The following is a 25,694-nucleotide window of genomic DNA, read 5'->3' on the forward strand; positions in this document are numbered from 1 at the left end:
CAAGAAGGTTTTCTTAAGTTTTATTTTTTCAATATTCTACATTCTAAGTTAACCTTCATGTAAAATGAATGGGAATAAGTTCTACTCAACTAAAAAATAATTGTTCTGTTCATTGAGCATTTAGACAGGAGGAAAAGACTTTGGCACAATCAGTGGTATCCGAAAATGGGGTCGCACTTCACAAACAAACGACCTATAAAATTTTAATCATCATGGGGTTCTGTCATCTATTAAACGATTCTATACAATCCGTCATTCCAGCCATGTTTCCAGTTCTCGGGAAATCGATGGGATTAACCTTTACCCAATTAGGCTTTATTGCCTTTTCTCTAAATATTGTCTCCACAATTATGCAACCATTTATTGGTGCCCTTTCAGATAAAAAGCCCATGCCCTATGCGCTTCCAATAGGGATGACATCAACATTATTTGGAGTGATCGGTTTAGCCTTTGCACCTAACTATAGCCTCGTCCTTATTTCTGTACTGTTTATTGGCTTAGGTTCTGCTATCTTTCATCCAGAAGGTTCAAGAGTAGCACATATGGCCGCTGGATCACGAAAAGGATTAGCCCAATCCATCTACCAGGTAGGCGGGAATTCCGGGCAGGCACTAGCCCCATTAATTACCGCATTAATTCTTGTGCCTCTTGGCCAAATTGGAGCGGCCTGGTTCTCGATTGTTGCCGCAATGGCTGTTCTATTATTATCATATATTGCTTTTTGGTATTCGAATAAACTAAAAGAAATGAATGTAATCGTACCTATTAATAAAGTTTCAATGTCAACGCTAGCGGGAAAGGTTTCCAAGAATATCTTATTTGTCCTTGTTTTAATTTTATTTTTAATTTTTGCCCGATCATGGTACGTCGCAGGAATTACAAACTACTATGCCTTTTTTGCCATGGAACAATATGGAATGAGCATTGGGAAGGCTCAAATGTTCTTATTTGCCTTTTTAGTTACAGGGGCTTTAGGAACATTCTTTGGCGGTCCGCTTGCAGATAAATTTGGTAAGCGGAATATCATCATCGCTTCTATTCTGGGCTCAGCACCACTCTCGATCTTGATTCCATTTGTCCCTGCAACCATATCTTTTATATTATTGTTACTAACTGGGTTTATTTTAATGTCAAGCTTTTCTGTAACTGTCATTTACGCTCAAGAGCTAGTACCAGGTAAAATTGGAACAATGGCTGGCCTTACAGTAGGACTTGCATTTGGAATGGGTGCTATTGGTTCCATTGCACTAGGGATCATGGCCGACCATTATGGCCTATTAATCACCTTAATCTTCACCGGCATATTACCGGTTTTAGGTGCATTAGGATTTCTGCTCCCAACGGATCGCAAGCTAGCGAAAATGAATGTGCAATAGACTGTCAGCAATTTCTGTGTTCAATGATATTGTCGAAAAGAAACAATGGATTATGTCGAAAGATTTCTTCTGAGAATTTTGTCTAATATTGCGAATCTATTTACTTTGTTATCAATTCTTGCAATAATTCTTCAAGGATAAACAAATTCTAGTCAATCGAATCATGAAGAAAAGGCGAGTGTCAGGGGGAAATATTATTGTTTGATCAACACAAATCCATATTGGTAGAAATTCAAAAGAAGAGAGAAGTAATGATCAACTTAGCTCGACAAAAAGGGCTGAATAGCGAAGATACATTAAAATGCAGTCAGGAGCTGGATCAATTAATATATCAATACCAAGCTTTTTTTCGTCAAAAGCAACAACATAGAGATAATCGTAAAAGAAAAATAGATTTTATCATTTACTCCCCAAATAGAAGATTTAAACCGGCCACCAGGCTTATCGCACTTACCATTCATTAAATCTTTAAATTTAAAAAGTCGAGTTCCCCGGAATGGAGTCTCGACTTTTTTTCAAAGAAATTATAACAATGGGTTTTCATGCTTTGCCTTGAGGATATTCCATCTTCTTTCTACTTCTGCTTCAAAGGTATCTAGCATCTCTTTATTTTCCTCTTTTAGCAAGTGCTTTGTTTTACCCATATATTTCAACCAATCTGCTACCGGGATACGTTTCTTCTTTGCTTCAGGATCATATGTAATCGTTGTTTCACCTTGATCCACTTCATAGAGTGGGAAGAAGCAAGAGTTCACTGCTGCTCCTATGATGACTTCACCGTAACGATCATCGGATTTCCAGTTTAATGGACAAGCAATTAAAATTTTACCATAAACTGGGCCTACATTTTGTGCATACCATTGAGCTTTAGCAGCCTTTTTCACAAGATCTTGAGGAAGTGCTTCCGTACCAGTAAATACATAAGGGATATTAGTTGCAGCCATAATTTGCGCTGTATCTTTATGATGGAATGCTTTCCCTTTTTGGGTACGTCCTACGTTCGATGTACTTGTCATGTGTCCAAATGGTGTTGAATAGGACATTTGTGAGCCCGTATTCATGTAGCCCTCATTATCATACTCAAGCATAATCAAGTTATGACCACGGAGAGCTGTACCGATGGCAGAGCCCATTCCAATATCCATTCCGCCGTCACCTGTAATCATAATAAATGTAGCATCATCTGATACTTGTATTTCCCCTCTCCGTTTCATTTCAAGAAATGCTTCAACTGTACCAGAGAGAGTAGCCGCTCCATTTTGGAATAAATTATGAATCATTGTTTGCTTATGAGATGTATATGGATAAGCCGTTGTCGTTACATACGCACACCCTGTTTGATATAGAACGACAATATCCCCTTCGATCCCTTTGAAGAACATTTCTAAACCACCGAAGATCCCACAGCCCGGGCAAGCGCCATGACCTGAAGCGAGACGTTTTGGTTTTTCCGTTAACGCACGTAATGGTGGAATTTTTACTTTTAATTTACCGGATTCTTCATCCTGGGTCACTGCAATTAGTCCTGATTTATATACGTCCCTATGCTGTGGTACAATTACAGGCTTTTGCACTTTATCTAATTCGCCTGGCACTACCCCATAATAATCAAATGGTTTTTCAGCATACCCTTTTTGGATGGCATCAATGGCTAGTTTAAAGAATTCATGAGCATCATCCTCGTAAAAGTCTGTTCCTCCTAAACCAAACACTCGACTAAGAACTATTGTGTTATTATGTTCATCAGATTGAAGAGCAGATTTAATTTCATGGGTTAAGTTAGCTCCATTAGCTCCGTATGAATCAGCACGTTCACCAACTAACAACCCTTTAACATTTTTTAGTGCCTCGCAAATTTCTTTTGCCAGGAATGGACGTAGAATGTTGGGACTGATGACTCCTGCTTTAATGCCTTGTGCTCTTAACTTATCAACGGCATCTTTCGCTGATTCCGCTGCTGAATTTAATAGAAATAATGCAACTTCTGCATCTTCCATTCCATATAAATCAAGAACTGGGTATTCTCTTCCAGAAATTTTGGCATATTCTGCTGCTACCTCTTGAAATACTTCTCCTGCCGCATACATGGCTTGGGATTGCTGATAGTGATTATTCATTAAGTTTGGACCATCCATATGGGCCCCAATGGTTACTGGATTTTTTGGATCATTGGCAAAGTTATACTCCCTAGGACATTCTCCGACAAACTCTTGTACAATGCTCCGATCCGTAAAATAGTCCACTCTTCTCTTTTGATGAGATGTCCAGAACCCATCATAGGCAACAATAACTGGCAATCTAACCTTTGAATGCTCAGCAATTTTTAATGCCATAATATTCATATCGTAAACCGCTTGCGGTGTTCTGGCTGTTAAAATAACCCAACCTGTATTTAAGGCAAAATATAAGTCTGAATGATCCCCACGAATATCAAGTGGACCACTAATTGCTCTTGTTACAAGATTTAACACCATGGGAAACCTTGTCCCTGATTGAACAGGCAACTGTTCTAACATATACATAAACCCATTTGCACTTGTTGCGTTAAATACCCGTGCCCCTGTTGCTGCTGCACCATAGCAAATACCAGCTGAGCCATGTTCACCATCCGCTGCAATTAATTTAATATCATGCTCGCCTCTTGCCTTCATTTGATCTAAGTATTGTGCAACTTCTGTTGAAGGAGTAATAGGAAAATAACCCATTATATGATAATTTATTTGGGCAGCGGCCATGGCTGCCATTTCATTTCCAGATTCAAATGTTGTTGTTTGTTCCGCTTTATGCTTTGCTTTTAATTCATTTTCTAAAATAGCCATATTAGTTAGTCCCTCCTGTAACATATGGGAAGTTATGTTTTACACGATTTTGATCAGCAAAGCCTATGGTTTCACGAATTTCTTTAAGAGCAGTCGTTGGACAGGCTTCTACACATTTTAAGCAGCCTTTACAGTATTGGTAATCAATACCTTTTAATACCATTTGCTTACGGCCACGCTTATCCTCTCCTGCTTCCCAAACAAAGCAAAAATCAGGGCATACATTATCGCATTGTGCACAGTTAATACATTCTTCCTGTGTAAACTGTGGTAAGAACCCTTGTCTTGATCCGCTCAAATCTTTTAAGACACTATTTCCTTGCATACGCATTGTTCCGCCAATTTCTTGAGTTAAATACCCTAGAGTTGGTAAAGCGCGATGGAATGCTTTATTAGTCGCATCTTTAGGTGTTTCAATCTTTTTAAATTTTACTTCTTTGTAACCCCGATTAAATGTACGTATGTTTGGTTCTACTAAATGTGGATATTTCTTCTCAAATGTTTTACGGATAACCGTTCTCATATCATCCGGATTTAAGAAATCACAAATTTTAAATAGCGCACCAAGCATGGCTGTGTTTACCTTCGTTTTCTCTTCAACAGCGATTCCTAAAGCATCAATAATGGCGAGTGTACCATATTGTAGCTTTAAGTCTTCTTTTACATTATCAAAGTCCCGGATAGAATTAACTAATACAATTCCCTCAGGATCTAAACCACTAACGACGTCAACAGTTTTATACAACGCTTCATGGAATATTCCTACAACATGTGGCTCTTCAATTGGACTATGGGCCCGAATTTCGACATCCGGATCACAAAATCGAATAAAACTCTTTACAGGAGACCCTTTCTTTTCTGAACCGTATGAAGCAAAATTTGATCCGTTTAAGCCTAAGCCAAGTACACCAGCTTCAGCTAGCATTTTACCTGCTAAATTGGCCCCTAACCCACCAATTGATTCAAGGCGAATTTCAAAAAAGCCTAAGTCATTCTTTTTTGGTAATATAGACATACCTTTCTTTCCTCCTATGAATGAGCAACCAAGGGCTTTCTCATAAACAGACTGATTATACTTAACAAGAGAATTAGTACCTCGGGTTGCTTATAAGAAGCCCCATCTTATGAATAGATAACTCGTTTAGATTTTGTAAAAATTATTCTAGGCTATCAGTTTTAAGTTTGCTGTGATAAAAATCAACACAAATGACCAAATTCTATGAAACAGAAAATTTTTTTGGTAAAATAAACATCAAGATTCCATGAATATAAGCATTACAAGTCGGTGTAACAGTTGAATGCCTATTGTATAACATAACAGTTGTGATCTTGATTTAGTGAGAGCTTTCATTATGAACCATTCATATTTTGCGAAAAATTGGCTAGTATGGAGGAATGATTTAAAATTGGAGACAAATGGAGGCTTTATGAAACAACGTGATAGCTTTTTTGACAACGCTAAATTTATACTGATATTCCTGGTCGTATTTGGACATTTTTTGAGGACCTTTATCAATGACAATGAGCTAATTTACACCTTGTATAAAGTAATTTATACCTTTCATATGCCGGCTTTCATATTAATATCTGGCTTTTTCGCTAAAGGATTTCGAAAAAAAGGGTATATAAAAAAAACAGCAAGAAAGTTAATCTTGCCGTATTTCCTATTTCAAATCATTTATTCTTTGTTTTATTTTTTACTATACGACGATCAATCCCAATTAATGATTGATCCACTCGACCCACATTGGTCACTATGGTTCCTAATCAGTTTATTTTTCTGGAATGTCATGTTATACGCTTTTGTACGATTGCGTGTTGGATATTCGTTACTTTCTGCACTATTAATCGCCTTAGCAGTGGGATTTTTCGACTTTATTTCAGGTTATTTAAGCTTATCACGCACATTCGTTTTCTTTCCTTTGTTTTTACTTGGATTCTACTTAAAAAAAGAGCATTTTTATCGCCTTTTAACTGTTAGAATTAAGATTCTTGCGATGTTCCTTTTTATAACAGTCTTTTTCCTTTTTTATCACTTTCCAACACTGGAATACGAATGGTTATTAGGTTCAAAATCCTATGCAGAAATGGGTGTACAACCGATATATGCCATGTTGATCCGTGGAAGTCTGTATGTGCTTAGCCTAATGATGATGGCCAGCTTCTTTGCGTTAGTTCCAAAAGAGCAATACTTTTTTACAAATCTAGGCCGAAACTCTTTATATGTTTATTTATTACATGGCTTTTTCATTCGAATCTTTCGAGTTAGTGAAGTCAAAGACTACTTCAATAATGTCGAAAGTATATTATTACTGGCAGCTATTTCATTGATTTTAACGCTCATCCTTTCCAGCAAGACCGTTACTTCTTTTGCTCAACCATTGATTGAACTCAAAGTTTCTGACACAAAAAAGCTGTTGGGCAGACTAAAGCTGTATTTAAAATTTTATTGGGAAAAATGGGTGAGTAATTAATTTACTTAAACCTGCTTTATTTAAGCGGGGTTTTTCTTTTTTATCACTTTCATATACAATATAAAGTGATACTTCCATCAGTGGGGGTTCTCTCATCTCCCACTAATCGTAAGCTTTAGGCCAGCAGTTATGCTGGTCACATAGACGTTGACATAGTCGTATTTGCTCTGTGTCCAACTTTCCAAGCTTTACGGGCAAATATCCCCACACCTATCTTCTTTTATAGTACTAAGAATATTGATGTAGAGGTCTTACTGCCCATTAAGCCTGATGAAATAAGAACAATCATCTAAGGAGTTTTATAATGAAGGTTATTACGGCAACATTAAATGCAAAATATATTCATACTAATTTAGCAATCCGTTATTTAAAGGCCTATGCGGAGCCTCACTACGATGTGGAATTGGCTGAGTATACAATTAAAGATCCAATTATGAACATTGTAACAGATCTCATCCAAAAGAAGCCTGATGTGATAGGGTTTAGCTGCTACATTTGGAATATCGAGGAAACGATCAAAGTCATTAAAATGATTAAGAAAATTAATCCATCTATTAAAATTCTCGCTGGAGGACCAGAAGTCTCTTATGATGTTAAAGATTGGATGTCTAAGGTAAAAGAATTTGATTTTATTGTAATTGGTGAAGGAGAAGAAACGTTTAAACAATTACTAGAAGCTTTTGATGGAGAAAATCAGTTTGATGAGATTCCTGGAATTGCCTTTCGTAAAGATGGTGACATTATGATCAACCATCAACGAAATAAATTGGACTTGCGTGAGCTGCCCTCTCCATTTCGATTTCAGGAAGATCTTCCGCACCTTAGCAAACGAGTGACTTATATTGAAACAAGCCGTGGGTGCCCATTTAGCTGTCAATTTTGTTTATCCTCTATTGAGGTTGGAGTCAGATATTTTGATCGCGAAAAAGTTAAAGAAGACATTCGTTATTTAATGGCTAATGGCTCAAAAACAATTAAATTTGTTGATCGTACTTTTAATATTAGCAGAAGTTATGCAATGGAAATGTTTCGCTTTTTGATTGATGAACATGTTCCTGGAACGGTCTTTCAATTTGAAATCACCGCAGACATTATGCGTCCTGAAGTTATACAGTTTTTAAATGAAGAGGCACCACCAGGTTTATTCCGGTTTGAAATTGGTGTTCAGTCAACGAATGATTATACAAATGAGTTAGTAATGAGAAAGCAAAATTTTGAAAAGCTGGCAAGAACGGTAACCATGGTAAAAGAAGGTGGAAAAATTGCCCAGCATTTGGATTTAATTGCCGGACTTCCAGAAGAGGATTATGATTCATTCCGAAAAACGTTTAATGATGTGTTTGCTTTTAGACCCGAAGAATTACAGCTTGGCTTTTTAAAAATGCTGCGAGGAACCGGTTTAAGGTTAAGAGCAGAAGATCATCAATATATTTACAGTGACTCCCCGCCCTATGAAATTTTGGGGAATTCGGTTTTATCATTTGATGAAATTATCCGTATTAAACAAGTAGAAGATGTGTTGGAAAAGTATTGGAATGATCACCGAATGGATTATACGATTGAATACTTAATATCAGAAGTATTTCCCACCCCTTTTGACTTTTTCCAAGAGTTTGGAACTTATTGGGAAGAAAGAGGCTGGTCAAAGATCGGACATCAATTAGAGGATCTATTCAAAAGGCTGAATGAATTTCTCCTCGATCGTCAGACAAAAAAACTTGAAACGATCACTGATTTAATGAAATTCGATTATCTTTCCAAACAGCGCTATAAACCGCGTAAATCATGGTGGGAGCCTACATTATCTAAAAAAGATCGTTCTAAATTTTATCAAGCGATACTCAATAATCCATCGCTTATTAAAGGGGTAAATCTCGATGAAAAAGATTTATATAAACACACATTAATTGAGCCCCTGACCTTTGATATCGAACAATATATTGAACAAAAAACGATTGAATATGAACCAACGCTTCTGTTTATTTATTACAACCCAAAAAGTGAAAAACCGGTGATTCAATCCATTAAGGATATTTACTCTGTCCTGAATTAAACAATATCAGGCTGTCTCATAATTGAAATGAGACAGCCTCTTTTTATTTTTTCTTTCTTTTTGCCTTTTCTTGATTCATAGCTGGAATTTCGTACAATTTACTTGCATTTATATCGCCAAATTCCATCCCAAACTCAACATTGGCATGTTGCTTCGGCCTTTTATTATTTCCTTTTTTACTCATGACGGCTTCTTCCTTCTCTTCCTTGTTTTGAATTACGGTTAGCACCTTTCATTGGGTTTTCCCCTGCAGCAAATTCAGCGGAAAACTCCGTTTCTTGAAGATTCTTTTTTGGTGTTTTACTATGTTTTTCAACAGCATCAAATTGAGCTTTACGTTTGGCCATTTTCATACCTCCCTTTAACCTGTATTTTTCACCTGAAAACGTTTTTCATTCTATACGAGCTTTTCCTTTTTTTTCAACAAATAATATATACTAACTGACGAACAATAAAGGTAAAAAAGGAGGTTTGTATTTGACATCCAAGAATCGAATCGATATAGACGGGACTCTTCCACACCAAATCAATGCACCAAGTTTCAAAGGAACACCAATTAAAATGAAGCCCCCTTTTATCAATTCTTACGGAGTCACAATTGGAGATAGTTACTACACATCGAAGGAATCTCCTTTAGAAAATTGGAGCGAGGAAACGGATCCTGCAATTATGTCTGGAAGTGAATGGGTTCATCCCACCAATGATATTGGCTGGAATACACTAGAAAACCATGAGTTGCTAGAAAACTTAAAGCAACCGGAGAGGTCAGAAGCCTTTATGCATCCTACGATTAATACTGGTAAAGATGCGGATTAATATCAACATTCATCTCATTCCATTGATCCGTCAAAGACGTAAAAAGGTATACAGGAGACCTGTATACCTTTAACCAATAATAATTCGTTCTTTTGGATAATGATAATGTAAATCAGGTTCTTTGCCTCGAAGCAATAAGAAAAAGGAAACTAGTCCGATTCGACCGATAAACATTAAGATCATAATAACCCATTTTCCAAAGGTTGTTAGTTCTGTTGTGATCCCCATTGATAAACCCGTTGTTCCAAATGCTGAACAAACCTCAAACACAATAGCCAATAATGGCAGACTCTCTGAAATGGATAAAATAATAATCGCAAAAAAACAGATCATAAACGATAATATTGTTACTGCTAAGGCTTTCCTCACATCATCCTCATAAATCTCCCTTTTAAAAATCTTTATATCTTTTCGACCTTTTGCAAAATGATATAAAAATAAAAGATTAAGGGCAAATGTAGTGGTTCGAATTCCGCCGCCAACAGAACTTGGTGAGGCACCTATAAACATAAGTAAACTAATCACTAGTAATGTTGGTTCAGTGAAATGATTGACATCTATAGTTGATAATCCGCCACTTCTCGTCGTTGCTGATTGAAAAAAAGCATAAAAAAATGCTTCATGCCAATCCATCCCTTTGAAACTGTGTTGGAATTCTAATAAGATAATCACAATGGTACCCAAAGCCAACAAACCTGCAAATGTAATGGTAGTAATTTTTGTAAACAAAGAAAATCGGAAAGGCAGGGAAAGTTGTTTTCTATTGAAAAGATAATGTTTCAATTCAATCAATACAGGAAAGCCTATCGCCCCTAGAGTAATCAATAATATGAGGACCAATTGGATGAGATAGTCATTGGCATAAGGCATCATAGACGCTGCTGTTAAATCAAGTCCAGCATTTGTTGTCGCACTGATCGATGTAAATAGTCCATGGAAAAATGCTTCCTGTACTGTTGCATAATAATCTATAAAGAGAAATCCCAATATAATGGCACCGACCCCTTCAATGATTAAAATTAATTTCAGTATTTCAATCATTAAGGCAACTAAACCCGAAAGACTGGACTGATTGTGATCAATCATAATTAATTGTCTTCCACGTAAACCTATTTTTTTGCCGATTAATAGCCAAACAAAGGTTCCGAGTGACATAACCCCAATCCCGCCGAATTGAAAGATAAACATTAGAACAAAAATTCCAAATGTACTATAGGTCTCAGATATGTTCAGAACGGTTAGTCCCGTTACACTCACCGAACTGACGGCAGTAAAGATCGTATCTAATAAAGGGACTTCAACTCCCTCTTGATGAACACCTGGGAGTCTTAATAATAAAACTGAAACCGTTACAGCGATAAAATAAAAGGAAAAAATTGCTCTTGCAGGTGTCAAATTATCGAGTATGTATTTAAATCGATTCCTCATAAGTTGCTGTCCTTTCAAATAACTAATCCTATCTTAACGAATATACCCTTTTATTAAAAGAAATATAAGGATATTTTTCTTTATTATACCCATGACGTGAAACATTTCCACTCATTAAATTGTTATTAGCGATCATACTAGAATTACAGAGAAACAAACTCTGGTGCTATTCAATAAGGAGATGAATACAATGGCTAGAAGCAGTAATAAACTACTAGTTCCTGGCATCGAACAATATCTTGATCAAGTTAAATATGAAATTGCTCAAGAATTTGGGGTTCACCTTGGTTCAGATACCGTTGCCCGTGCCAATGGCTCTGTTGGCGGAGAGATAACGAAAAGGTTAGTCCAACAAGCCCAAGCTCATTTATCTGGAAAATAAAAAGTTATTAATTGTTACTTCCATTCAGCAGTGGGTTTTTCCCCATTATGGTTAGTTAAGTCAAACAATATGCTGATCACATAGATGTTGCCGCAGGCGTATTTAGTCTGTGTTCATCTTTCAGGTCTATACACGCAGTTTGTCCCGGTCACTATTTTCTACTAACCATTTTAAAAAAAACAGAGGAAATCACTCCTCTGTTTTTTCTATTACTGATCCATTGGATTATATAATTTAACATCTGGATTTTTTTCTTGAAACCATCTTAATGCAAAATCATTTTCAAATAAAAAGACTTTATTTCCGTAACGATCGGTAACAAGTAGACTTCTTGAACTTGATAAGTTGTCATTTACATCGTCATTTTCAACCCAACGTGCAATTTTTGACCCTTGTCCTTCCATAATTACATCCACATTGTACTCATTTTTCATCCGGTGTTCAAACACCTCAAATTGTAATTGGCCAACAGCCCCAAGTAAGTAGTCCTCCATCCTCGTCTTATACAATTGAATTGCCCCTTCTTGGACTAACTGCTGGATGCCTTTATGAAAATGCTTTTGCTTCATGACATTTTTAGCCGTTACTCTAACAAACAGCTCAGGTGTAAACTGTGGCAATCTTTCAAATTCAAAAGAATCCTTACCGGTCGTTAAAGTATCGCCAATTTGATAAGTACCTGTATCATATAAACCAATGATATCTCCACTAACCGCTTCATTTACTGTACTTCGATCGTCTGCCATAAATTGAGTGGATTGTGAAAGCTTGATTTGCTTCCCGGTTCTTGGCAGATTTACCGTCATTCCCCGCTCAAATTTACCTGAACATATTCGTAAAAAGGCAATCCGATCACGATGAGCTGGATTCATATTCGCTTGAATTTTAAAAATAAAGCCGGAGAAACTCTCAGATAAAGGATCAACTTTGCCAACCGTTGATTCTCGTGGTTGTGGAGGTGGAGCAAATTGTAAATACGTTTCCAAAAAGGTTTGTACACCAAAATTAGTTAACGCACTGCCAAAAAATACAGGTGTTAATGATCCATCAGCAAGTTTTTCCTTTGAAAATTCATTTCCAGCTTCATTTAAAAGCATAATTTCTTCCAAAGTCTGATCGTATAATGCATTTTCCTTTATTGGATGATCATCATCTAATTCCCCATCCTCATTCAATGCTAAGAACCGTTTTGATTCTTCAACACGAAACTGTTCAATTCGATTATGAAATCGATCATATATCCCTAAGAACTCTTTCCCCATTCCAATCGGCCAATTCATTGGGTATGATTCAATGTTCATCACCTCTTCTAGTTCGGCTAGTAGCTCAAGAGGTGTTCTTCCATCACGGTCCAGCTTATTAATAAACGTAAAAATTGGAATGCCTCTCATCCGGCAAACTTTAAATAACTTTAACGTCTGTTCTTCAATCCCTTTTGCCGAATCAATGATCATGACCGCACTATCAACCGCCATTAATGTCCGGTAGGTATCTTCACTAAAATCTTGGTGACCTGGTGTGTCTAAAATATTAACCTTTGTTCCATGATAATCAAATTGCATAACACTAGAAGTGACTGAGATCCCCCGTTGCTTCTCAATTTCCATCCAGTCACTTGTTGCATACTTACCTGTTTTTTTTCCTTTGACTGTACCTGCATCGCGAATCGCCCCTCCAAACAACAATAACTTTTCCGTTAAGGTTGTTTTCCCAGCATCCGGGTGGGAAATTATCGCAAAGGTACGGCGTGATTTTACTTCATCTATTAATGTATTTGCCATCGTAATTCCTCACTTTAAAAGGATCAATTTAATCTTTAACTTTTAAATCATATCGCTATCAAAAGTAGTTTGCAATAAAAAATATTCACACCTGTTTCATATTCTATAATAAAAATACAAATCCTTTCAATGTTGTCGAAATCTGTTATAATTAGTAAAAAAGAAGATTATTAAGAAATGTAGGGGAACTAGTTGTGCTAGTTGAGATAGTATCCATAATAGATACTGACCCTTGAACCTGATCTGGTTAATACCGGCGGAGGAAACATATTCTAAACAATTTACACGTTGTTAAAGTATGCATCCGGTCTTTTTCGGGTGCTTTTTTGTTTTGTAAGCGAACTAAAATTTTGAGGAGGATAAAAACATGAAAAAGTGGCTTATCATCTTACTTGTAACCCTATTTTTAGCTGCTTGCGGCAATCAAAATGACAATGAGACTGAAAACAATCAGACTTCCCAAGATGAAAAGTTAAAAAAACTGACTGTTGTATTAGACTGGACACCAAACACCAATCATACAGGTTTATATGTTGCATTAGACCAAGGCTTCTATGAAAAAGAAGGTCTTGATGTTGACATCATTATGCCTGGCGAAACGGGTGCTGATCAATTGATCGCTTCGGGAAAGGCCGATTTTGGGGTTAGTTATCAAGAAAGCATTACACAAGCGCGAATTCAAGGCGTACCAATTGTTTCAATTGCAGCGGTTATACAGCATAATACGTCTGGTTTTGCTTCACCTGTTGAGAAAAACATTAAATCTCCAAAGGACTTTGAAGGCAAAAAGTATGGAGGTTGGGGATCACCGATTGAAAGATCAGTTATTGCTTCATTGATGAACAAGGAAAAAGCAAATCCTGATGAAGTATCGATTATCAATATTGGCGATGCAGATTTTTTTACAGCCGTTGAACGAGACGTTGACTTCGCATGGATCTATTATGGATGGACAGGTGTAGAGGCTAAGTTACGTGGGAAAGATATTAACATGATTTATTTAACCGACTATAGTGAGAATCTTGATTACTACACTCCCGTACTTGCAACAAATGAAAAAATGATTCAAACGAATCCAGACACAGTCAAATCCTTTTTAAAGGCTACTGCAGAAGGATATGACTTCGCTATTGAAAAGCCTAATGAAGCTGCTGACATTCTAATCCAGGCTGTACCTGACCTGAATCCTGAGCTAGTTAGAAAAAGTCAGGAATGGTTGTCACCTCGTTATCAAGATGATGCCCAACGGTGGGGTGAACAAAAACTAGAGGTTTGGGAGAACTATGCCAACTGGATGTTTAAAAATAACTTGTTAGAGAATGAATTAGAGGCTGAAAAAGCATTTACTAACGAATTTTTACCAGAATAGGAGGCTTTAATCGATGGCAAACTCACTTGTTAGCATTCAAATTATTCCTAAAACAAAAAATGGAGAAAATTCCATCCCCTATGTGGATGAAGCAATTAAAATCATTATTGAGTCTGGTTTAAAATATGAAGTACACCCGCTAGAAACAACAATTGAAGGCGACTTATCAACAATATTACAGTTGATTACAAAAATGAATGAGCGGATGATGGAAATGGGCAGCTACAATGTCATTACTCAAGTAAAAATCCTTTATCAACCGACAGGGATTGCAATGGAAGATTTAACGGGGAAATACCACTAATGAAATCACATTTCATGAAAAGTTGGAGACCTTTATCGGTTCTCCTTCTTTTATTCATACTATGGGAGGTCTTAGTTGGATTATTCGAGATTCCAAACTGGCTCCTTCCTTCTCCAAGTGAGATTATTTCTGAAGCTGCACTAAATGGAAAAGATATCGGAGTACACCTTTTTTCTACCTTACAATTAACACTATCTGGATTTCTTATTGGCACTTGTATTGGGTTACTAACAGCAATCATTTTATACTTACTGCCGAAATTAAGAGAGTCTGTCTATCCTTTACTTATCCTGTCGCAAAATATCCCAACCATTGTTCTTGCCCCCTTATTAGTCATTTGGTTTGGATTTGGAGTACTGCCAAAGATGATCGTTATTGCTTTAGTCTGTTTCTTTCCTGTAACCGTAGCAGCTTTAGATGGATTTAAACAAACACCTCCTGAATTAAGACATTATTTAGCAATGGCTGGTGCAAATAAGGGACAATTATTCTGGAAACTGGAATTTCCGTATGCACTGCCAGCGATTTTTTCAGGAATAAAAATTTCCGGTACCTATAGTGTGATGGGGGCAGTCATTTCAGAATGGTTAGGTGCACAAGAGGGGATCGGTGTTTATATGACGTTAGCCTCTTCTTCTTTTCGTACGGACCGGGTATTTGTTGCAATTTTTACAATTATGATCCTTAGCTTACTATTGTTTGCCATTATTCAAGGTTTAGAAAGAATAATTGTCCGTTGGCATCATCAAGGAGAAGAATCACAATGACTTTACTTACACTTGATAAGATTACTAAATCCTTTTCAACAAAAAAAATCATTGACGAATTATCATTGCAAATTGACGACGGAGAATTTGTATCCATTATTGGACCGTCAGGGAGCGGGAAAAGTACTTTGTTTCATTTAATTGGAGGCATCATCACCCCTGATGAAGGGTCAATCGAATTAAATGGTGAGCAAATTAATGGCCAGAGAGGTTCGATTAGTTATATGCCACAAGCTCCCTCGCTCCTGCCATGGAGAACCATTTTGCAGAATGTTTTACTTGGTCAGGAGTTACAAGGAGAAAAAAATGTGGAGAAAGCGAAAGCAATGATTGAAAAAGCAGGGTTAAAAGATTATCTCCATTCCTATCCCACTCAACTTTCAGGTGGGATGAAACAAAGAGTCTCTTTTATTCGTGCATTACTCAGTCCTCAACCTCTTATTCTTCTAGATGAACCTTTCTCTGCATTGGATGAATTAACCCGTCAAGATATGCAAAAGTGGCTCCTTTCCATTTGGGATGAATATCGAAAAACGATTTTGTTTGTCACTCATAATATTGATGAAGCGCTTTTTCTATCCGATCGCATTGTCTTGCTATCAGCAAAGCCTGCTAAAATCATCAACGAATTTGTCATTCCATTTCAAAGGCCACGAGAAGAAAATTTATTATTAACAGATGAATTTCTTGATTGGAAGCGAAAAATTTATTCTGCTTTTAAAGCTACTTAAACGGAAAAAGAGGCAGTGTTTATCACACTTGCCTCTTTCCTAACTTATGGGAATTACCACTTAAAGCATGCAGCACCTACAATGATCAACAAGATAAACAGTACAACGATTAACGCAAAACCGCCACAACCATAACCACCGCCGTAACCGCCGCCGTAACCATATCCACAGCCACCATAACCGAACATTAAAGCCCCTCCTTTCGTCCATTAAAATGTTTCAAATATCAAATTTCAACAATTAATATCCGTAACCCCAACATGAAGCACCAATAATAATTAACAAAATAAACAACACAACAAGTAAAGCGAATCCTCCGCCGTATACTCCATCTGCCATTTAGAAAAACCTCCTTTTGTGATTTCCATATATCCTATTCACTTTCTCTCCTACCTGTGCGATAGGCAAATGCACTTTTTATGTTTTTTTCCTAAGCCTTGTCCTTCCCTTCTGGACCATCCTTCTAATTTATCAAACTATGTCATTAGTACCTTAGCACTTGCATATCGTAATAATGTAATATTTTAATGTTTAGGAGGAGACAATGGAGCAAACGGAGCAAAACCTCACTGTACTAAAACCTTATTATAAAAGCGGACCTTTTTATCTTTTATTATTATTAATTGCTGTCCTTATCGGTCTTTATTTCTATTCACAAGCACTTATCCAAGTAGAGAAACACAATCCAGATCTTGGTGAAAAAGTGATTGTTACCCTTCCTGCTGGAAAGACGATCCTAACTTATGAGAATTTAATTGTAGAAGAAGATGGAAAGTTACTTTATAAAGGTGAAAATAGCACACTTGATTTAACAGGTGGAGTCGTCGTTTATCAAGAGTGGGAATAAAGTGAAACTCCCATTAATGGGGCTTTCTTTCATCCCCCACCTACCTTCTAATTGCTTTTACACAAAATATTGAGGTGGGGGGTTTTACTGCCCGTCTAGCCTGATAACAAGATGAAAGGGCTGTCTCAAGCCGCAAGAAACATGTCAAGTAATGCTTTTTACAAATTGAGATGCCTAGCTTTACTTATTTCGTGCAAATGAACCCATTACTTCCTTTGTTTCTGTGATATTAACAAAAGCTTGTGGATCTGTTTCATTAATTAGTCTTTTTATTTCTGTTAGCTGGTATCTTGTTATAACGGTCATTAAGATTCTTTTTCTCTCACCTGTATAAGCACCGTACCCGTCCATAATGGTAATTCCACGAAAGAAGTTTTGGAGTAATTTCTTCTGGAGCTCTTCCCCCTTTTTCGTAACAATCATTAAGGTTAATTTAATATGACTCGTATGAATCGTATCAATTACCTTCCCTGAAGCATAAATCCCAATCAATGTGTTTAATGCCGAATCCCATCCAAAAATAAAGCCCGAAAAAATAACGACAATTGCATTTAACCCTGATAGAATCGAACCTAATGGAAGATCCTTTTTTTTCGTTAACAAGACTGCCAGGATATCAAATCCACCTGAGGATCCGGAAGCACGAAGAATAATACCGACACCAATCCCGCCCATTACTCCGCCAAAAATAGATGACAGAATCGGTTGTGATGAAATTGGAGTAACAGGTATAACATACAATGCTAAAGATGTCACAAGAACGGATATTATTGTAAAGAAAATAAATCGTTTACCCAATTTGATTGTCCCAATAATGAGTAAAGGCAAATTTAATACGAAATTTAATAACCCTGTATCAAAAGGTGTGATTAGCCCCAACATGATTGCAATTCCACTCAGTCCACTACTGAGAATCTGATGCGGGATAAAAAATAGATTAAAAGCTACACTGATTAGTAAAGAGCCAATAATAATAATAAATAAGTGAACCAAATCTTTTCTACCTAGTTTATCACTCATAACAAACCTCCCCGATCCACTCTATTCAGTTTATCAGTCAATCGTAATAATTATACTGGGAACAAAGTATATTCCTTTTCAACTACAAAATTTTGAGTTAGGATAGTATAAAGGTTTCATAAATTTTAAAATTTTCCGATACTTGGGAGGAAGTTGCCTTGTCACTAAAAAATACAGAAAAAAATAAACGTATTGAAAAGGATTTTTTAGGAGAAAAGGAAATCCCTTTTGATGCTTACTATGGTATTCAAACATTAAGAGCTGCTGAGAATTTTCCTATTACACACTATCCTCTTCATACTGAATTAATCAAGGCATTGGCGATTGTCAAAAAAGCTGCTGCATTAGCAAACATGAAAACAAAAGGACTTTATGAAGGTCTAGGTGTGGCGATTGTACAAGCTGCTGAGGAAATTATCCAAGGAAAATACCATGATCAATTCATTGTCGATCCGATTCAAGGTGGTGCAGGAACATCCATTAATATGAATGCTAATGAAGTTATCGCCAATCGAGCCCTTGAAATATTGAGAGAAGAAAAAGGCGATTATACAAAACTAAGCCCTAACACACACGTGAACATGTCACAATCAACAAATGACGCCTTCCCGACTGCCATTCACATTTCAACTTTAAACCTATTAGATACTTTGCTAGAAACAATGGAAGATATGCATAATGTATTTCAAGCAAAGGCTACACAATTTGATGCAGTGATTAAAATGGGGAGGACCCACTTACAGGATGCGGTCCCAATCCGCCTCGGTCAGGAATTTGAAGCATACCGCCGTGTACTGAAACGTGATATTAAGAGGATTAAAAACACCCGTGAGAATTTATATGAAGTAAATATGGGAGCAACAGCGGTTGGAACCGGATTAAATGCCGATCCTAAATATATCGATTATGTAGTTGAATATTTGGCTGAGATCAGTGAACTTCCTCTAATAAAGTCAGATCACCTTGTTGATGGAACACAAAATACGGATGCTTACACAGAAGTATCATCCGCGCTAAAAATTTGTATGATTAATATGTCTAAAATAGCCAATGACTTACGTCTAATGGCCTCTGGACCGAGGGCAGGTTTAGGAGAAATTTCACTAGTTCCTAGACAACCAGGCTCCTCCATCATGCCAGGAAAAGTAAACCCGGTTATGCCAGAAATGATTAATCAAGTCGCTTTCCAAGTAATTGGCAATGATCATACCATTAGTTTAGCGTCTGAAGCAGGGCAATTAGAATTAAATGTGATGGAACCGGTTCTAGTGTTTAACTTGCATCAATCGATCAGCATCATGAATAATGCTTTCAGGGCCTTTACCGATCGTTGCTTAGTTACCATTGAAGCAAATGAAGAAAGGTTAAAAGAATTTGTTGATAAAAGTGTTGGATTAATCACAGCTGTAAATCCACATATTGGTTATGAAGTGGCTGCTCGAATCGCACGTGAAGCGATTATTAATGGTCGTTCAGTAAGAGAATTATGCCGTTTATATGATGTTTTGACCGATGAAGAACTAGACCTTATCTTAAATCCTTACGAAATGACCAATCCTGGGATTGCCGGTGCTTCTCTTCTCGAACGAGATTGATAAAAAAAAGTAAATGATAGTCCTAAAAGTCCGCATTTATTAGCTTTTAGGACTTTTTATTTATTCTCTACCTATCTATAAATTAGTTAGACCCTACTAAAAAAAGCAATTACGAATCTTATTATTTTAAATCTTCTAAAACTATTGATAGAATATTCATATGGTCTTATATTAATATACTATCAGAGAAAGAAGTTGAAAAAATAATGAACAAGACGATCCAAGATATTGCTTATTCAATCCTAGACTTAGTTCCAATTAATAAAGGTAGTGATGCGAACGTTTCTTTTAAACATTCGGCAGATTTAGCTCAACATGCTGAAAATTGGGGATATAAGAGGTATTGGTTAGCTGAGCATCACAATAAGCCAGGAATTGCGAGCTCTGCTACTCCTATTTTAATTGGTCATATTGCTGCTAATACGTCTAAAATTCAAGTCGGTTCAGGAGGAATTATGCTACCTAACCACGCCCCGCTCGTAGTAGCCGAACAGTTTGGAACGTTAGAATCGCTGTTTCCTGGCCGAATCGACTTAGGTATTGGACGGGCTCCAGGAACTGACCAACTAACTGCCTATGCTTTACGTCGCAACGCTAAAAGTGATGGCCATGATTTTCCAGAACAATTAGAAGAACTAAGAGCTTATTTTAGCCCTGTAGACATGAAAGTAAATGCAATCCCCGGCAAAGGTCTTCAAATACCGATTTGGCTTCTTGGCTCAAGTGGGTATAGTGCAGAATTAGCTGGAAAACTAGGTCTTCCTTTTGCCTTTGCTAATCATTTTTCACCAGAAAATACATTGCCAGCTCTTGATTTGTATCGGAATAGTTTTAAACCATCCTCAATGCTGCAAAAGCCGTATGTAATGATTGGTACCAATATTGTTGCTGCAGAGACAGATGAAGAGGCTGTAAGACGATCAACATCCTTGCTGCAACATCATCTTGGGCTTATTCGTAATCAACAAACCTCTCTTCAACCACCAGTTGACGACATTGATACTCTATGTAGTAGTTACGAAAAGTCTATTTTAGAACAAAAGTTAGCAGGCTCGATCATTGGCAGCAGAGAGACTGTTAAAAGAAAACTCGAAAAGTTTGTACAAGAAACACAGACAGATGAAATAATCATAAATAGTCAAATTTTTGACCATGAAGCTCGCTTACAGTCCTATGAAATTGTAGCTGATGTCATTAGAAACGCTTAAATTAAAAAAAGTGAAACCCATCTAATATGGATTTCACTTTTTACTTATCATGAACTTTTTATAGTTGCTCGGATAATTCCGTTAAATATGTCCATCTTTCAATCAAAAATTCTAATCGTTCATTTAAGTGTGCTTCTTCTTCCATTAACTTCTGTGCCTTTTCAAAGTCACTTCCGGTATTATTCATTTCATTTGTAATTTCCTCTAAGCGGCTCTCCACATCTGCGATATCATCTTCGATAGTTTCAAATTCTCTTTGTTCGTTATAGGACATTTTTTTCTTTTTTGGCTTTTCTATTATAGGTGCTTCTACTTTTGGTTCTTCCTTCTTTTTCTCTACTAATTGACTCTCTTGCTCAAGAAATTCCGAATAATTTCCATAAAACGTTTGGATCAGTCCATTCCCTTTTAAAACGAGTAGCTGTTCAGCAACCTTATCTAGAAAATAACGATCATGTGAAACCGTAATGACAACACCCAAGAATTCCTCCAAATAATCTTCTAATACAGTCAATGTTTGCGTGTCTAAATCATTTGTTGGTTCATCCAATAATAAAACATTCGGTTGAAGCATTAATATCTTCAATAAATATAGTCTTCTTTTTTCTCCACCTGATAGTTTCCGAATCGGTGTACCATGTGAATATGGTGGAAACAAAAACCTCTCCAGCATTTGAGCAGCCGAAATGGTTTTCCCATCTGATGTCTCAATGACTTCGGCACTTTCTTTTAAGTACTCAATCACTCGCTTATTTTCATCCATATCCTCGTTTTCCTGAGTATAATAAGCGACTTTAACTGTCTGGCCGATAATCCGCTCTCCATCATCAAGAGGAATCTTCCCTCCCAAAATATTTAGCAATGTTGATTTCCCTGTGCCGTTCTTACCAATAATCCCGATTCGATCCCCTGGCTTCACAAGCAAATCAAAATCTTCCATGATCACTTGATCAGCAAATCGTTTAGTTGCATCTTTCAATTCAAATACTTGTTTCCCTAGTCGGCTTCCTTTAAGAGAGATATCTAATTTTTCATTCGTTTTCACAGATGATAATTCCTCATCTAAACTTTCAAATCGTTGAATCCTTGCCTTTTGCTTCGTTGAACGAGCTTTGGCCCCTCTCCTAATCCATTCGAGTTCCCGTCTAAACAAATTCTTTTGCTTTAAAACTGTTGCCGCATCATTTTCATCTCGGATTGCTTTTGCCTCAAGGAAGTCCGCATAATTTCCTTTATACGTATAGATCTTTCCACCATCTAATTCAAAAATCCGATTTGTCACTCGATCAAGAAAATATCGATCATGTGTCACGAGTAAGATTGCCCCTTGATAACGGCCTAAATAATCTTCCAACCATTTGACAGATTCATAATCTAAATGGTTCGTTGGTTCATCTAGTATTAATAAGTCAGGGGATTGAATGAGGACTTGGGCAAGCGCCACTCGTTTCTTTTGTCCGCCCGATAAATCTCCAATTTTTTTATTAAAATCATCTATACCTAATTTTGTTAAGATCGTTTTGGCATCCGTACTAACATCCCAAGCATTTAATGTATCCATATTCTTTTGTAATCGAAATAAGTCATCTTGGATTTTTTGACTATCAGGCTGTTCATTTAACTGAAGTAATGTTTTTTCATAGTTCCTCAGTAATTGAAAAATTGGGGCATCACCTGCAAAGATTTGTTCAAGCACCATTAATTCGGGTGATAGATCTGGTTGTTGGGCCAAGTAGGATATCGTATAATCTTTCCCGTAAATGAATTCTCCTTCATCTGGAAGATCGATTCCAGCTATTAATTTTAGTAAAGAGGATTTCCCCGTTCCATTGACACCGATTAACCCAATTCTCTCTTTCTCTGTAATGGTAAAAGAAAGATCACGAAATAATGTTTTTTCCCCATATGTTTTTGTTACGTGTTCGATCGTAATTGTTTTCATAAAAACCAGTCCATTCATTAATATTACTTATTGAGTAGTGCGTCCATTTATTATATCATTTTTTTTACGTCATAAAGGATTGCATGACCCCACTGATGGAAGTTTCACTTTATTCATTTGATCGGTTTAGAACAACTTCCATTTGCATTAAGGTTTCCACTATTTGTTGGGCGATGTCTGGAAGATCATTCATGTGATCTTCTGTTAGAAGTTGATTAAACTCAAGAAACCCATGGTGCTCCATCTTTTTTCCTCTTTTAAAAGGTTCATATACGACCGTTTGTTTAATTTTTACCTTTTTCCATGTCTCTTTTAAAATACTTTCAATTTGTTTGAGAAAAAATTCGTCCTTTTCATGTTCAAAAATAAATTCGCTGAAAAAAATACAACCCGCCTCATTTTTTGTTCTTAATGAAGGGAGTAACTCTGCAGACAGATTCTGCAATTTAGCCTCTATTGTGATTTTACAAGTAATTTTAGGTTCGTTTATTATCTCGCTTGGTTGTAATTGAAAAGACACATCATATATACGAGATAATTTTGCTGTATTGATCGTATCATTGCGATCAATAATAATCAGTTCTCCTGCTAAGTCTTTATCATAGAAAATTCCTTCCAATACTACTCTTATATTTTCAAATGCGGTTGGATCAAACATGAAGCTCCCTCACTTTTCATCTTTCATTCCTTTAATATCATTTGCTAATTAAGTTTGCACCATTTCGTAAAGGCAATTATAATGGATTTATTGATAAAGTGAAACTTCCAATAGTGGGAGGGATTTTCTTCCCTACTGTTGATTATTTGGGGCCAGCGGCTTGCTGGTCATACAGACGTTTCCATAGGCGTTTTTTATAAATCTGTGTTCATTATTTCGGATCTTTACGGTCAGTTAGTCCCCTTCCTATCTGTTCTGATATTTATTTCTCAGTATCCAATGGTAGGGAGCTTACTCTGCCCGTTTAAGATGAAAAAAAAGGAAAAGGGGGATGTTCTTATGCCTATTAAACTACCTAAATTACTTCCGGCACGGGAAATTCTTGAGAGTGAAAATATTTTCATCATGGATGATGAGCGTGCCAGCCAGCAGGACATCCGTCCATTAAATATTGTCATTTTAAATTTAATGCCCGAAAAGGAAAAGACTGAGACACATCTTCTTCGTTTACTGGGTAATACCCCGTTACAAGTTAATATAGCCTTTTTAAAAACGGCTACATACGAAGCAAAAACTACAAGTGCTCACCATTTGGAACAGTTTTACACAACGTTTTCAGAAATTAAGCATCGTAAATTTGACGGTATGATTATTACGGGTGCTCCTGTTGAAATGATGCCATTTGAAGAGGTTGAATATTGGGATGAATTGATTGAGATCATGGAATGGACAAAAACAAATGTTACATCAACTTTACATATTTGTTGGGGAGCTCAAGCTGCATTATTTCATCATTTTGATATTAAAAAGTTTGAATTACCGAAAAAGTGTTCCGGAATTTATTCTCATATAATCAACGACCACTCCGAGAAGTTATTGCGTGGTTTTGATGATGTCTACCTTGCTCCACACTCAAGACACACCGATGTGGCAATCGAGGATCTTGAAAAACACCCTGAACTTAAAATTTTATCTTCCTCACCAGAAGCAGGTCCATTCATTATATGTGCTAACGGTGGAAGGCAAATTATGGTAACCGGTCACCTAGAATATGAAGCGCAAACATTAGCTGAGGAATATAGTCGTGATCTCAATAAAGGATTGGAAATTGAAATTCCAAAAAACTATTTTCCAAACGATAATCCGAATGAACGTCCTTTAAATCGTTGGCGCTCACACGCTCATTTGCTCTTCTCTAATTGGCTTAACTACTATGTGTATCAAGCAACACCATACGAATGGGATTAAAAACAGCCTAGACCATTGTTCTAGGCTGTTTTTTGATTATTAAAAGATTGAAATGACGTCATTTGAATAATAAGATATTAAAATCATATATATTAGTATGTCATCATCTTCGTTTTTCGAATAGATCACTTTTATTATGACTAGAATATGTTTAAAGTACTTGAATGAAAGAGGGAGAGTTATGACGGAAAAATTAATAGCGGTGCAACGAAATCAGTATGGAGATATTATCAGTTTTCAAACATCGAGCGGGAGAGTGATTTCCTACCGAAAAGCATTGATGGAAGTCGAAGATGGGATTATCGAAGGAGTTTCTATTAATGAAGAGCAAAACGGAACTTTTATTCTTGAACCGAACATTGGAGCAACTTTTTAATGAATATCCGATTTTTTAGAAAAAAATTATCCACCCATTAGCTAGGTGGATTTTTTATTATTGTTGTTCAACATTTCGCTCTTGGATCTTTCTTAATTCGAGGATTCGCTTTTCGTCTTCTTCAAAATATTGAACTAAATCAACAATTCGGTCGATGGAGTCCCAACTCAGGTGGTGTTCTATACCTTCTACATCTTCATAAATAAGTTCCTCTTTTACACCAATTACTCTTAAGAATTGCTCCAATAGTTCATGACGGTAAACTAAGCGCTGGCCAATTTTTTTTCCTTTTGAAGTCAACACAAGGCCCCGATATTTTTCATATACTAAATAATCATCTTTATCTAATTTTTGCACCATTTTTGTTACTGAAGAGGGATGAACAGATAAGTTTTCCGCTATATCAGATACACGGGCATATCCTTTTTCTTCAATTAATATATAAATTTGTTCGATATAATCTTCCATACTTGGTGTTGGCATCTGCGTCCCCTCCACTA

27 protein-coding genes and 1 riboswitch are annotated in these 25,694 nt (G+C 36.6%); of the genes, 15 read left to right on the forward strand and 12 right to left on the reverse strand.

The window, feature by feature from the left end; translation table 11 throughout:
* Nucleotides 1-140 precede the first annotated feature (140 nt).
* Nucleotides 141-1,376, forward strand: a complete 1,236-nt coding sequence (locus R4Z10_RS14425) for an MFS transporter (protein WP_338469996.1) — start codon at nt 141-143, stop codon at nt 1,374-1,376.
* A 197-nt stretch (nt 1,377-1,573) separates the two neighbouring features.
* On the forward strand, nt 1,574-1,840 hold the full coding sequence (locus tag R4Z10_RS14430; RefSeq protein WP_338469997.1) for an aspartyl-phosphate phosphatase Spo0E family protein: 267 nt from the start codon (nt 1,574-1,576) through the stop codon (nt 1,838-1,840).
* 60 nt (nt 1,841-1,900) lie between these two features.
* On the opposite strand, the gene R4Z10_RS14435 is transcribed toward R4Z10_RS14430, so the two are convergent.
* Complete coding sequence (locus R4Z10_RS14435; protein ID WP_338469998.1) at nt 1,901-4,195, reverse strand: thiamine pyrophosphate-dependent enzyme; 2,295 nt, start codon at nt 4,193-4,195, stop codon at nt 1,901-1,903.
* A gap of 1 nt (nt 4,196) precedes the next feature.
* Complete coding sequence (locus tag R4Z10_RS14440) at nt 4,197-5,210, reverse strand: 2-oxoacid:acceptor oxidoreductase family protein (protein WP_338469999.1); 1,014 nt, start codon at nt 5,208-5,210, stop codon at nt 4,197-4,199.
* Nucleotides 5,211-5,622: 412 nt separating this feature from the next.
* On the opposite strand from R4Z10_RS14440, the gene R4Z10_RS14445 reads away from it, so the two are divergent.
* Together R4Z10_RS14445 and R4Z10_RS14450 are read left to right on the forward strand one after the other, a co-directional pair.
* A complete protein-coding gene (locus R4Z10_RS14445) occupies nt 5,623-6,669 on the forward strand; it encodes an acyltransferase family protein (protein WP_338470000.1) in 1,047 nt (348 codons plus the stop codon).
* A 304-nt stretch (nt 6,670-6,973) separates the two neighbouring features.
* The gene (locus R4Z10_RS14450) at nt 6,974-8,722 is read left to right on the forward strand and encodes a DUF4080 domain-containing protein (RefSeq protein ID WP_338470001.1); all 1,749 of its coding nucleotides are present in this window, start codon (nt 6,974-6,976) and stop codon (nt 8,720-8,722) included.
* Nucleotides 8,723-8,765: 43 nt separating this feature from the next.
* On the opposite strand, the gene R4Z10_RS14455 is transcribed toward R4Z10_RS14450, so the two are convergent.
* Together R4Z10_RS14455 and R4Z10_RS14460 are read right to left on the reverse strand one after the other, a co-directional pair.
* Nucleotides 8,766-8,906, reverse strand: a complete 141-nt coding sequence (locus R4Z10_RS14455; protein WP_338470002.1) for a hypothetical protein — start codon at nt 8,904-8,906, stop codon at nt 8,766-8,768.
* Nucleotides 8,899-9,069, reverse strand: a complete 171-nt coding sequence (locus R4Z10_RS14460) for a hypothetical protein (RefSeq protein WP_338470003.1) — start codon at nt 9,067-9,069, stop codon at nt 8,899-8,901. Before R4Z10_RS14460 ends, R4Z10_RS14455 begins: the two co-directional genes overlap by 8 nt.
* Nucleotides 9,070-9,199: 130 nt before the next feature.
* Between R4Z10_RS14460 and R4Z10_RS14465 the strand changes: the two genes are divergently transcribed.
* Nucleotides 9,200-9,538 carry a DUF3905 domain-containing protein gene (locus R4Z10_RS14465; protein WP_338470004.1) on the forward strand — a complete coding sequence of 113 codons (339 nt, stop codon included), beginning with the start codon at nt 9,200-9,202 and terminating at the stop codon, nt 9,536-9,538.
* A gap of 69 nt (nt 9,539-9,607) precedes the next feature.
* On the opposite strand, the gene R4Z10_RS14470 is transcribed toward R4Z10_RS14465, so the two are convergent.
* Nucleotides 9,608-10,966 carry a TrkH family potassium uptake protein gene (locus tag R4Z10_RS14470; protein WP_338470005.1) on the reverse strand — a complete coding sequence of 453 codons (1,359 nt, stop codon included), beginning with the start codon at nt 10,964-10,966 and terminating at the stop codon, nt 9,608-9,610.
* A gap of 190 nt (nt 10,967-11,156) precedes the next feature.
* Here R4Z10_RS14470 and R4Z10_RS14475 point away from each other — a divergent pair, with 190 nt between their 5' ends.
* The gene (locus tag R4Z10_RS14475; RefSeq protein ID WP_338470006.1) at nt 11,157-11,348 is read left to right on the forward strand and encodes an alpha/beta-type small acid-soluble spore protein; all 192 of its coding nucleotides are present in this window, start codon (nt 11,157-11,159) and stop codon (nt 11,346-11,348) included.
* 209 nt (nt 11,349-11,557) lie between these two features.
* Here the strand turns inward: R4Z10_RS14475 and R4Z10_RS14480 are convergent, their stop codons facing one another.
* On the reverse strand, nt 11,558-13,129 hold the full coding sequence (locus R4Z10_RS14480; protein WP_338470007.1) for a peptide chain release factor 3: 1,572 nt from the start codon (nt 13,127-13,129) through the stop codon (nt 11,558-11,560).
* A gap of 171 nt (nt 13,130-13,300) precedes the next feature.
* Nucleotides 13,301-13,411: riboswitch (TPP riboswitch) on the forward strand.
* An 85-nt stretch (nt 13,412-13,496) separates the two neighbouring features.
* Here R4Z10_RS14480 and R4Z10_RS14485 point away from each other — a divergent pair.
* Genes R4Z10_RS14485 through R4Z10_RS14500 form a run of 4 tightly spaced genes read left to right on the forward strand, consistent with a single transcriptional unit; the run spans nt 13,497 to nt 16,300 of the window.
* Nucleotides 13,497-14,498: an ABC transporter substrate-binding protein gene (locus tag R4Z10_RS14485; protein WP_338470008.1), complete on the forward strand. Its 1,002-nt coding sequence runs from the start codon at nt 13,497-13,499 to the stop codon at nt 14,496-14,498.
* 13 nt (nt 14,499-14,511) lie between these two features.
* Nucleotides 14,512-14,802, forward strand: a complete 291-nt coding sequence (locus tag R4Z10_RS14490) for a thiamine-binding protein (protein ID WP_338470009.1) — start codon at nt 14,512-14,514, stop codon at nt 14,800-14,802.
* A complete protein-coding gene (locus R4Z10_RS14495; RefSeq protein ID WP_338470010.1) occupies nt 14,802-15,569 on the forward strand; it encodes an ABC transporter permease in 768 nt (255 codons plus the stop codon). Before R4Z10_RS14490 ends, R4Z10_RS14495 begins: the two co-directional genes overlap by 1 nt.
* Nucleotides 15,566-16,300, forward strand: a complete 735-nt coding sequence (locus R4Z10_RS14500) for an ABC transporter ATP-binding protein (protein ID WP_338470011.1) — start codon at nt 15,566-15,568, stop codon at nt 16,298-16,300. The genes R4Z10_RS14495 and R4Z10_RS14500 overlap by 4 nt, the downstream gene beginning before the upstream one ends.
* Nucleotides 16,301-16,353: 53 nt before the next feature.
* On the opposite strand, the gene R4Z10_RS14505 is transcribed toward R4Z10_RS14500, so the two are convergent.
* Together R4Z10_RS14505 and R4Z10_RS14510 are read right to left on the reverse strand one after the other, a co-directional pair.
* Entirely contained in the window at nt 16,354-16,488 is a 135-nt protein-coding gene (locus tag R4Z10_RS14505; RefSeq protein ID WP_338470012.1) for a YjcZ family sporulation protein, read from the reverse strand.
* A gap of 52 nt (nt 16,489-16,540) precedes the next feature.
* Nucleotides 16,541-16,639, reverse strand: coding sequence for a YjcZ family sporulation protein (locus R4Z10_RS14510; protein ID WP_338470013.1), 99 nt, complete (start codon nt 16,637-16,639; stop codon nt 16,541-16,543).
* A 205-nt stretch (nt 16,640-16,844) separates the two neighbouring features.
* Here R4Z10_RS14510 and R4Z10_RS14515 point away from each other — a divergent pair, with 205 nt between their 5' ends.
* Nucleotides 16,845-17,147: a hypothetical protein gene (locus tag R4Z10_RS14515; protein ID WP_338470014.1), complete on the forward strand. Its 303-nt coding sequence runs from the start codon at nt 16,845-16,847 to the stop codon at nt 17,145-17,147.
* A 180-nt stretch (nt 17,148-17,327) separates the two neighbouring features.
* Here the strand turns inward: R4Z10_RS14515 and R4Z10_RS14520 are convergent, their stop codons facing one another.
* Nucleotides 17,328-18,167: a YitT family protein gene (locus R4Z10_RS14520; protein WP_338470015.1), complete on the reverse strand. Its 840-nt coding sequence runs from the start codon at nt 18,165-18,167 to the stop codon at nt 17,328-17,330.
* Nucleotides 18,168-18,325: 158 nt separating this feature from the next.
* Between R4Z10_RS14520 and aspA the strand changes: the two genes are divergently transcribed.
* Nucleotides 18,326-19,762: an aspartate ammonia-lyase gene (gene aspA, locus R4Z10_RS14525; RefSeq protein WP_338470016.1), complete on the forward strand. Its 1,437-nt coding sequence runs from the start codon at nt 18,326-18,328 to the stop codon at nt 19,760-19,762.
* A gap of 206 nt (nt 19,763-19,968) precedes the next feature.
* Entirely contained in the window at nt 19,969-20,970 is a 1,002-nt protein-coding gene (locus R4Z10_RS14530; RefSeq protein WP_338470017.1) for an LLM class flavin-dependent oxidoreductase, read from the forward strand.
* Nucleotides 20,971-21,028: 58 nt separating this feature from the next.
* Here R4Z10_RS14530 and R4Z10_RS14535 read toward each other — a convergent pair whose 3' ends face one another.
* Nucleotides 21,029-22,912 (reverse strand): ABC-F family ATP-binding cassette domain-containing protein, encoded by a 1,884-nt coding sequence (locus R4Z10_RS14535; protein ID WP_338470018.1) that lies wholly within the window; start codon nt 22,910-22,912, stop codon nt 21,029-21,031.
* 109 nt (nt 22,913-23,021) lie between these two features.
* A complete protein-coding gene (locus R4Z10_RS14540) occupies nt 23,022-23,570 on the reverse strand; it encodes a hypothetical protein (RefSeq protein WP_338470019.1) in 549 nt (182 codons plus the stop codon).
* A 339-nt stretch (nt 23,571-23,909) separates the two neighbouring features.
* Here R4Z10_RS14540 and metA point away from each other — a divergent pair, with 339 nt between their 5' ends.
* Nucleotides 23,910-24,818 (forward strand): homoserine O-succinyltransferase, encoded by a 909-nt coding sequence (metA, locus tag R4Z10_RS14545; RefSeq protein WP_338470020.1) that lies wholly within the window; start codon nt 23,910-23,912, stop codon nt 24,816-24,818.
* Nucleotides 24,819-24,999: 181 nt separating this feature from the next.
* Complete coding sequence (locus R4Z10_RS14550) at nt 25,000-25,194, forward strand: DUF3892 domain-containing protein (protein WP_338470021.1); 195 nt, start codon at nt 25,000-25,002, stop codon at nt 25,192-25,194.
* 57 nt (nt 25,195-25,251) lie between these two features.
* Here R4Z10_RS14550 and mntR read toward each other — a convergent pair whose 3' ends face one another.
* Nucleotides 25,252-25,677, reverse strand: coding sequence for a transcriptional regulator MntR (mntR, locus tag R4Z10_RS14555; RefSeq protein WP_338473250.1), 426 nt, complete (start codon nt 25,675-25,677; stop codon nt 25,252-25,254).
* Nucleotides 25,678-25,694 lie beyond the last annotated feature (17 nt).

The sequence above is a fragment of the Niallia sp. XMNu-256 genome, from assembly GCF_036670015.1.
Lineage (GTDB): Bacteria > Bacillota > Bacilli > Bacillales > Cytobacillaceae > Bacillus_BD.

Coding starts and splice junctions, on each gene's coding strand:
- R4Z10_RS14435 (WP_338469998.1), bottom strand. CDS start 4,195: ATGGCTATTTTAGAAAATGAATTAAAAGCAAAGCATAAAGCGGAACAA.
- R4Z10_RS14440 (WP_338469999.1), bottom strand. CDS start 5,210: ATGTCTATATTACCAAAAAAGAATGACTTAGGCTTTTTTGAAATTCGC.
- R4Z10_RS14445 (WP_338470000.1), top strand. CDS start 5,623: ATGAAACAACGTGATAGCTTTTTTGACAACGCTAAATTTATACTGATA.
- R4Z10_RS14450 (WP_338470001.1), top strand. CDS start 6,974: ATGAAGGTTATTACGGCAACATTAAATGCAAAATATATTCATACTAAT.
- R4Z10_RS14455 (WP_338470002.1), bottom strand. CDS start 8,906: ATGAGTAAAAAAGGAAATAATAAAAGGCCGAAGCAACATGCCAATGTT.
- R4Z10_RS14460 (WP_338470003.1), bottom strand. CDS start 9,069: ATGGCCAAACGTAAAGCTCAATTTGATGCTGTTGAAAAACATAGTAAA.
- R4Z10_RS14470 (WP_338470005.1), bottom strand. CDS start 10,966: ATGAGGAATCGATTTAAATACATACTCGATAATTTGACACCTGCAAGA.
- R4Z10_RS14475 (WP_338470006.1), top strand. CDS start 11,157: ATGGCTAGAAGCAGTAATAAACTACTAGTTCCTGGCATCGAACAATAT.
- R4Z10_RS14480 (WP_338470007.1), bottom strand. CDS start 13,129: ATGGCAAATACATTAATAGATGAAGTAAAATCACGCCGTACCTTTGCG.
- R4Z10_RS14485 (WP_338470008.1), top strand. CDS start 13,497: ATGAAAAAGTGGCTTATCATCTTACTTGTAACCCTATTTTTAGCTGCT.
- R4Z10_RS14490 (WP_338470009.1), top strand. CDS start 14,512: ATGGCAAACTCACTTGTTAGCATTCAAATTATTCCTAAAACAAAAAAT.
- R4Z10_RS14495 (WP_338470010.1), top strand. CDS start 14,802: ATGAAATCACATTTCATGAAAAGTTGGAGACCTTTATCGGTTCTCCTT.
- R4Z10_RS14500 (WP_338470011.1), top strand. CDS start 15,566: ATGACTTTACTTACACTTGATAAGATTACTAAATCCTTTTCAACAAAA.
- R4Z10_RS14505 (WP_338470012.1), bottom strand. CDS start 16,488: ATGTTCGGTTATGGTGGCTGTGGATATGGTTACGGCGGCGGTTACGGC.
- R4Z10_RS14510 (WP_338470013.1), bottom strand. CDS start 16,639: ATGGCAGATGGAGTATACGGCGGAGGATTCGCTTTACTTGTTGTGTTG.
- R4Z10_RS14515 (WP_338470014.1), top strand. CDS start 16,845: ATGGAGCAAACGGAGCAAAACCTCACTGTACTAAAACCTTATTATAAA.
- R4Z10_RS14520 (WP_338470015.1), bottom strand. CDS start 18,167: ATGAGTGATAAACTAGGTAGAAAAGATTTGGTTCACTTATTTATTATT.
- R4Z10_RS14530 (WP_338470017.1), top strand. CDS start 19,969: ATGAACAAGACGATCCAAGATATTGCTTATTCAATCCTAGACTTAGTT.
- R4Z10_RS14535 (WP_338470018.1), bottom strand. CDS start 22,912: ATGAAAACAATTACGATCGAACACGTAACAAAAACATATGGGGAAAAA.
- R4Z10_RS14540 (WP_338470019.1), bottom strand. CDS start 23,570: ATGTTTGATCCAACCGCATTTGAAAATATAAGAGTAGTATTGGAAGGA.
- metA (WP_338470020.1), top strand. CDS start 23,910: ATGCCTATTAAACTACCTAAATTACTTCCGGCACGGGAAATTCTTGAG.
- R4Z10_RS14550 (WP_338470021.1), top strand. CDS start 25,000: ATGACGGAAAAATTAATAGCGGTGCAACGAAATCAGTATGGAGATATT.
- mntR (WP_338473250.1), bottom strand. CDS start 25,677: ATGCCAACACCAAGTATGGAAGATTATATCGAACAAATTTATATATTA.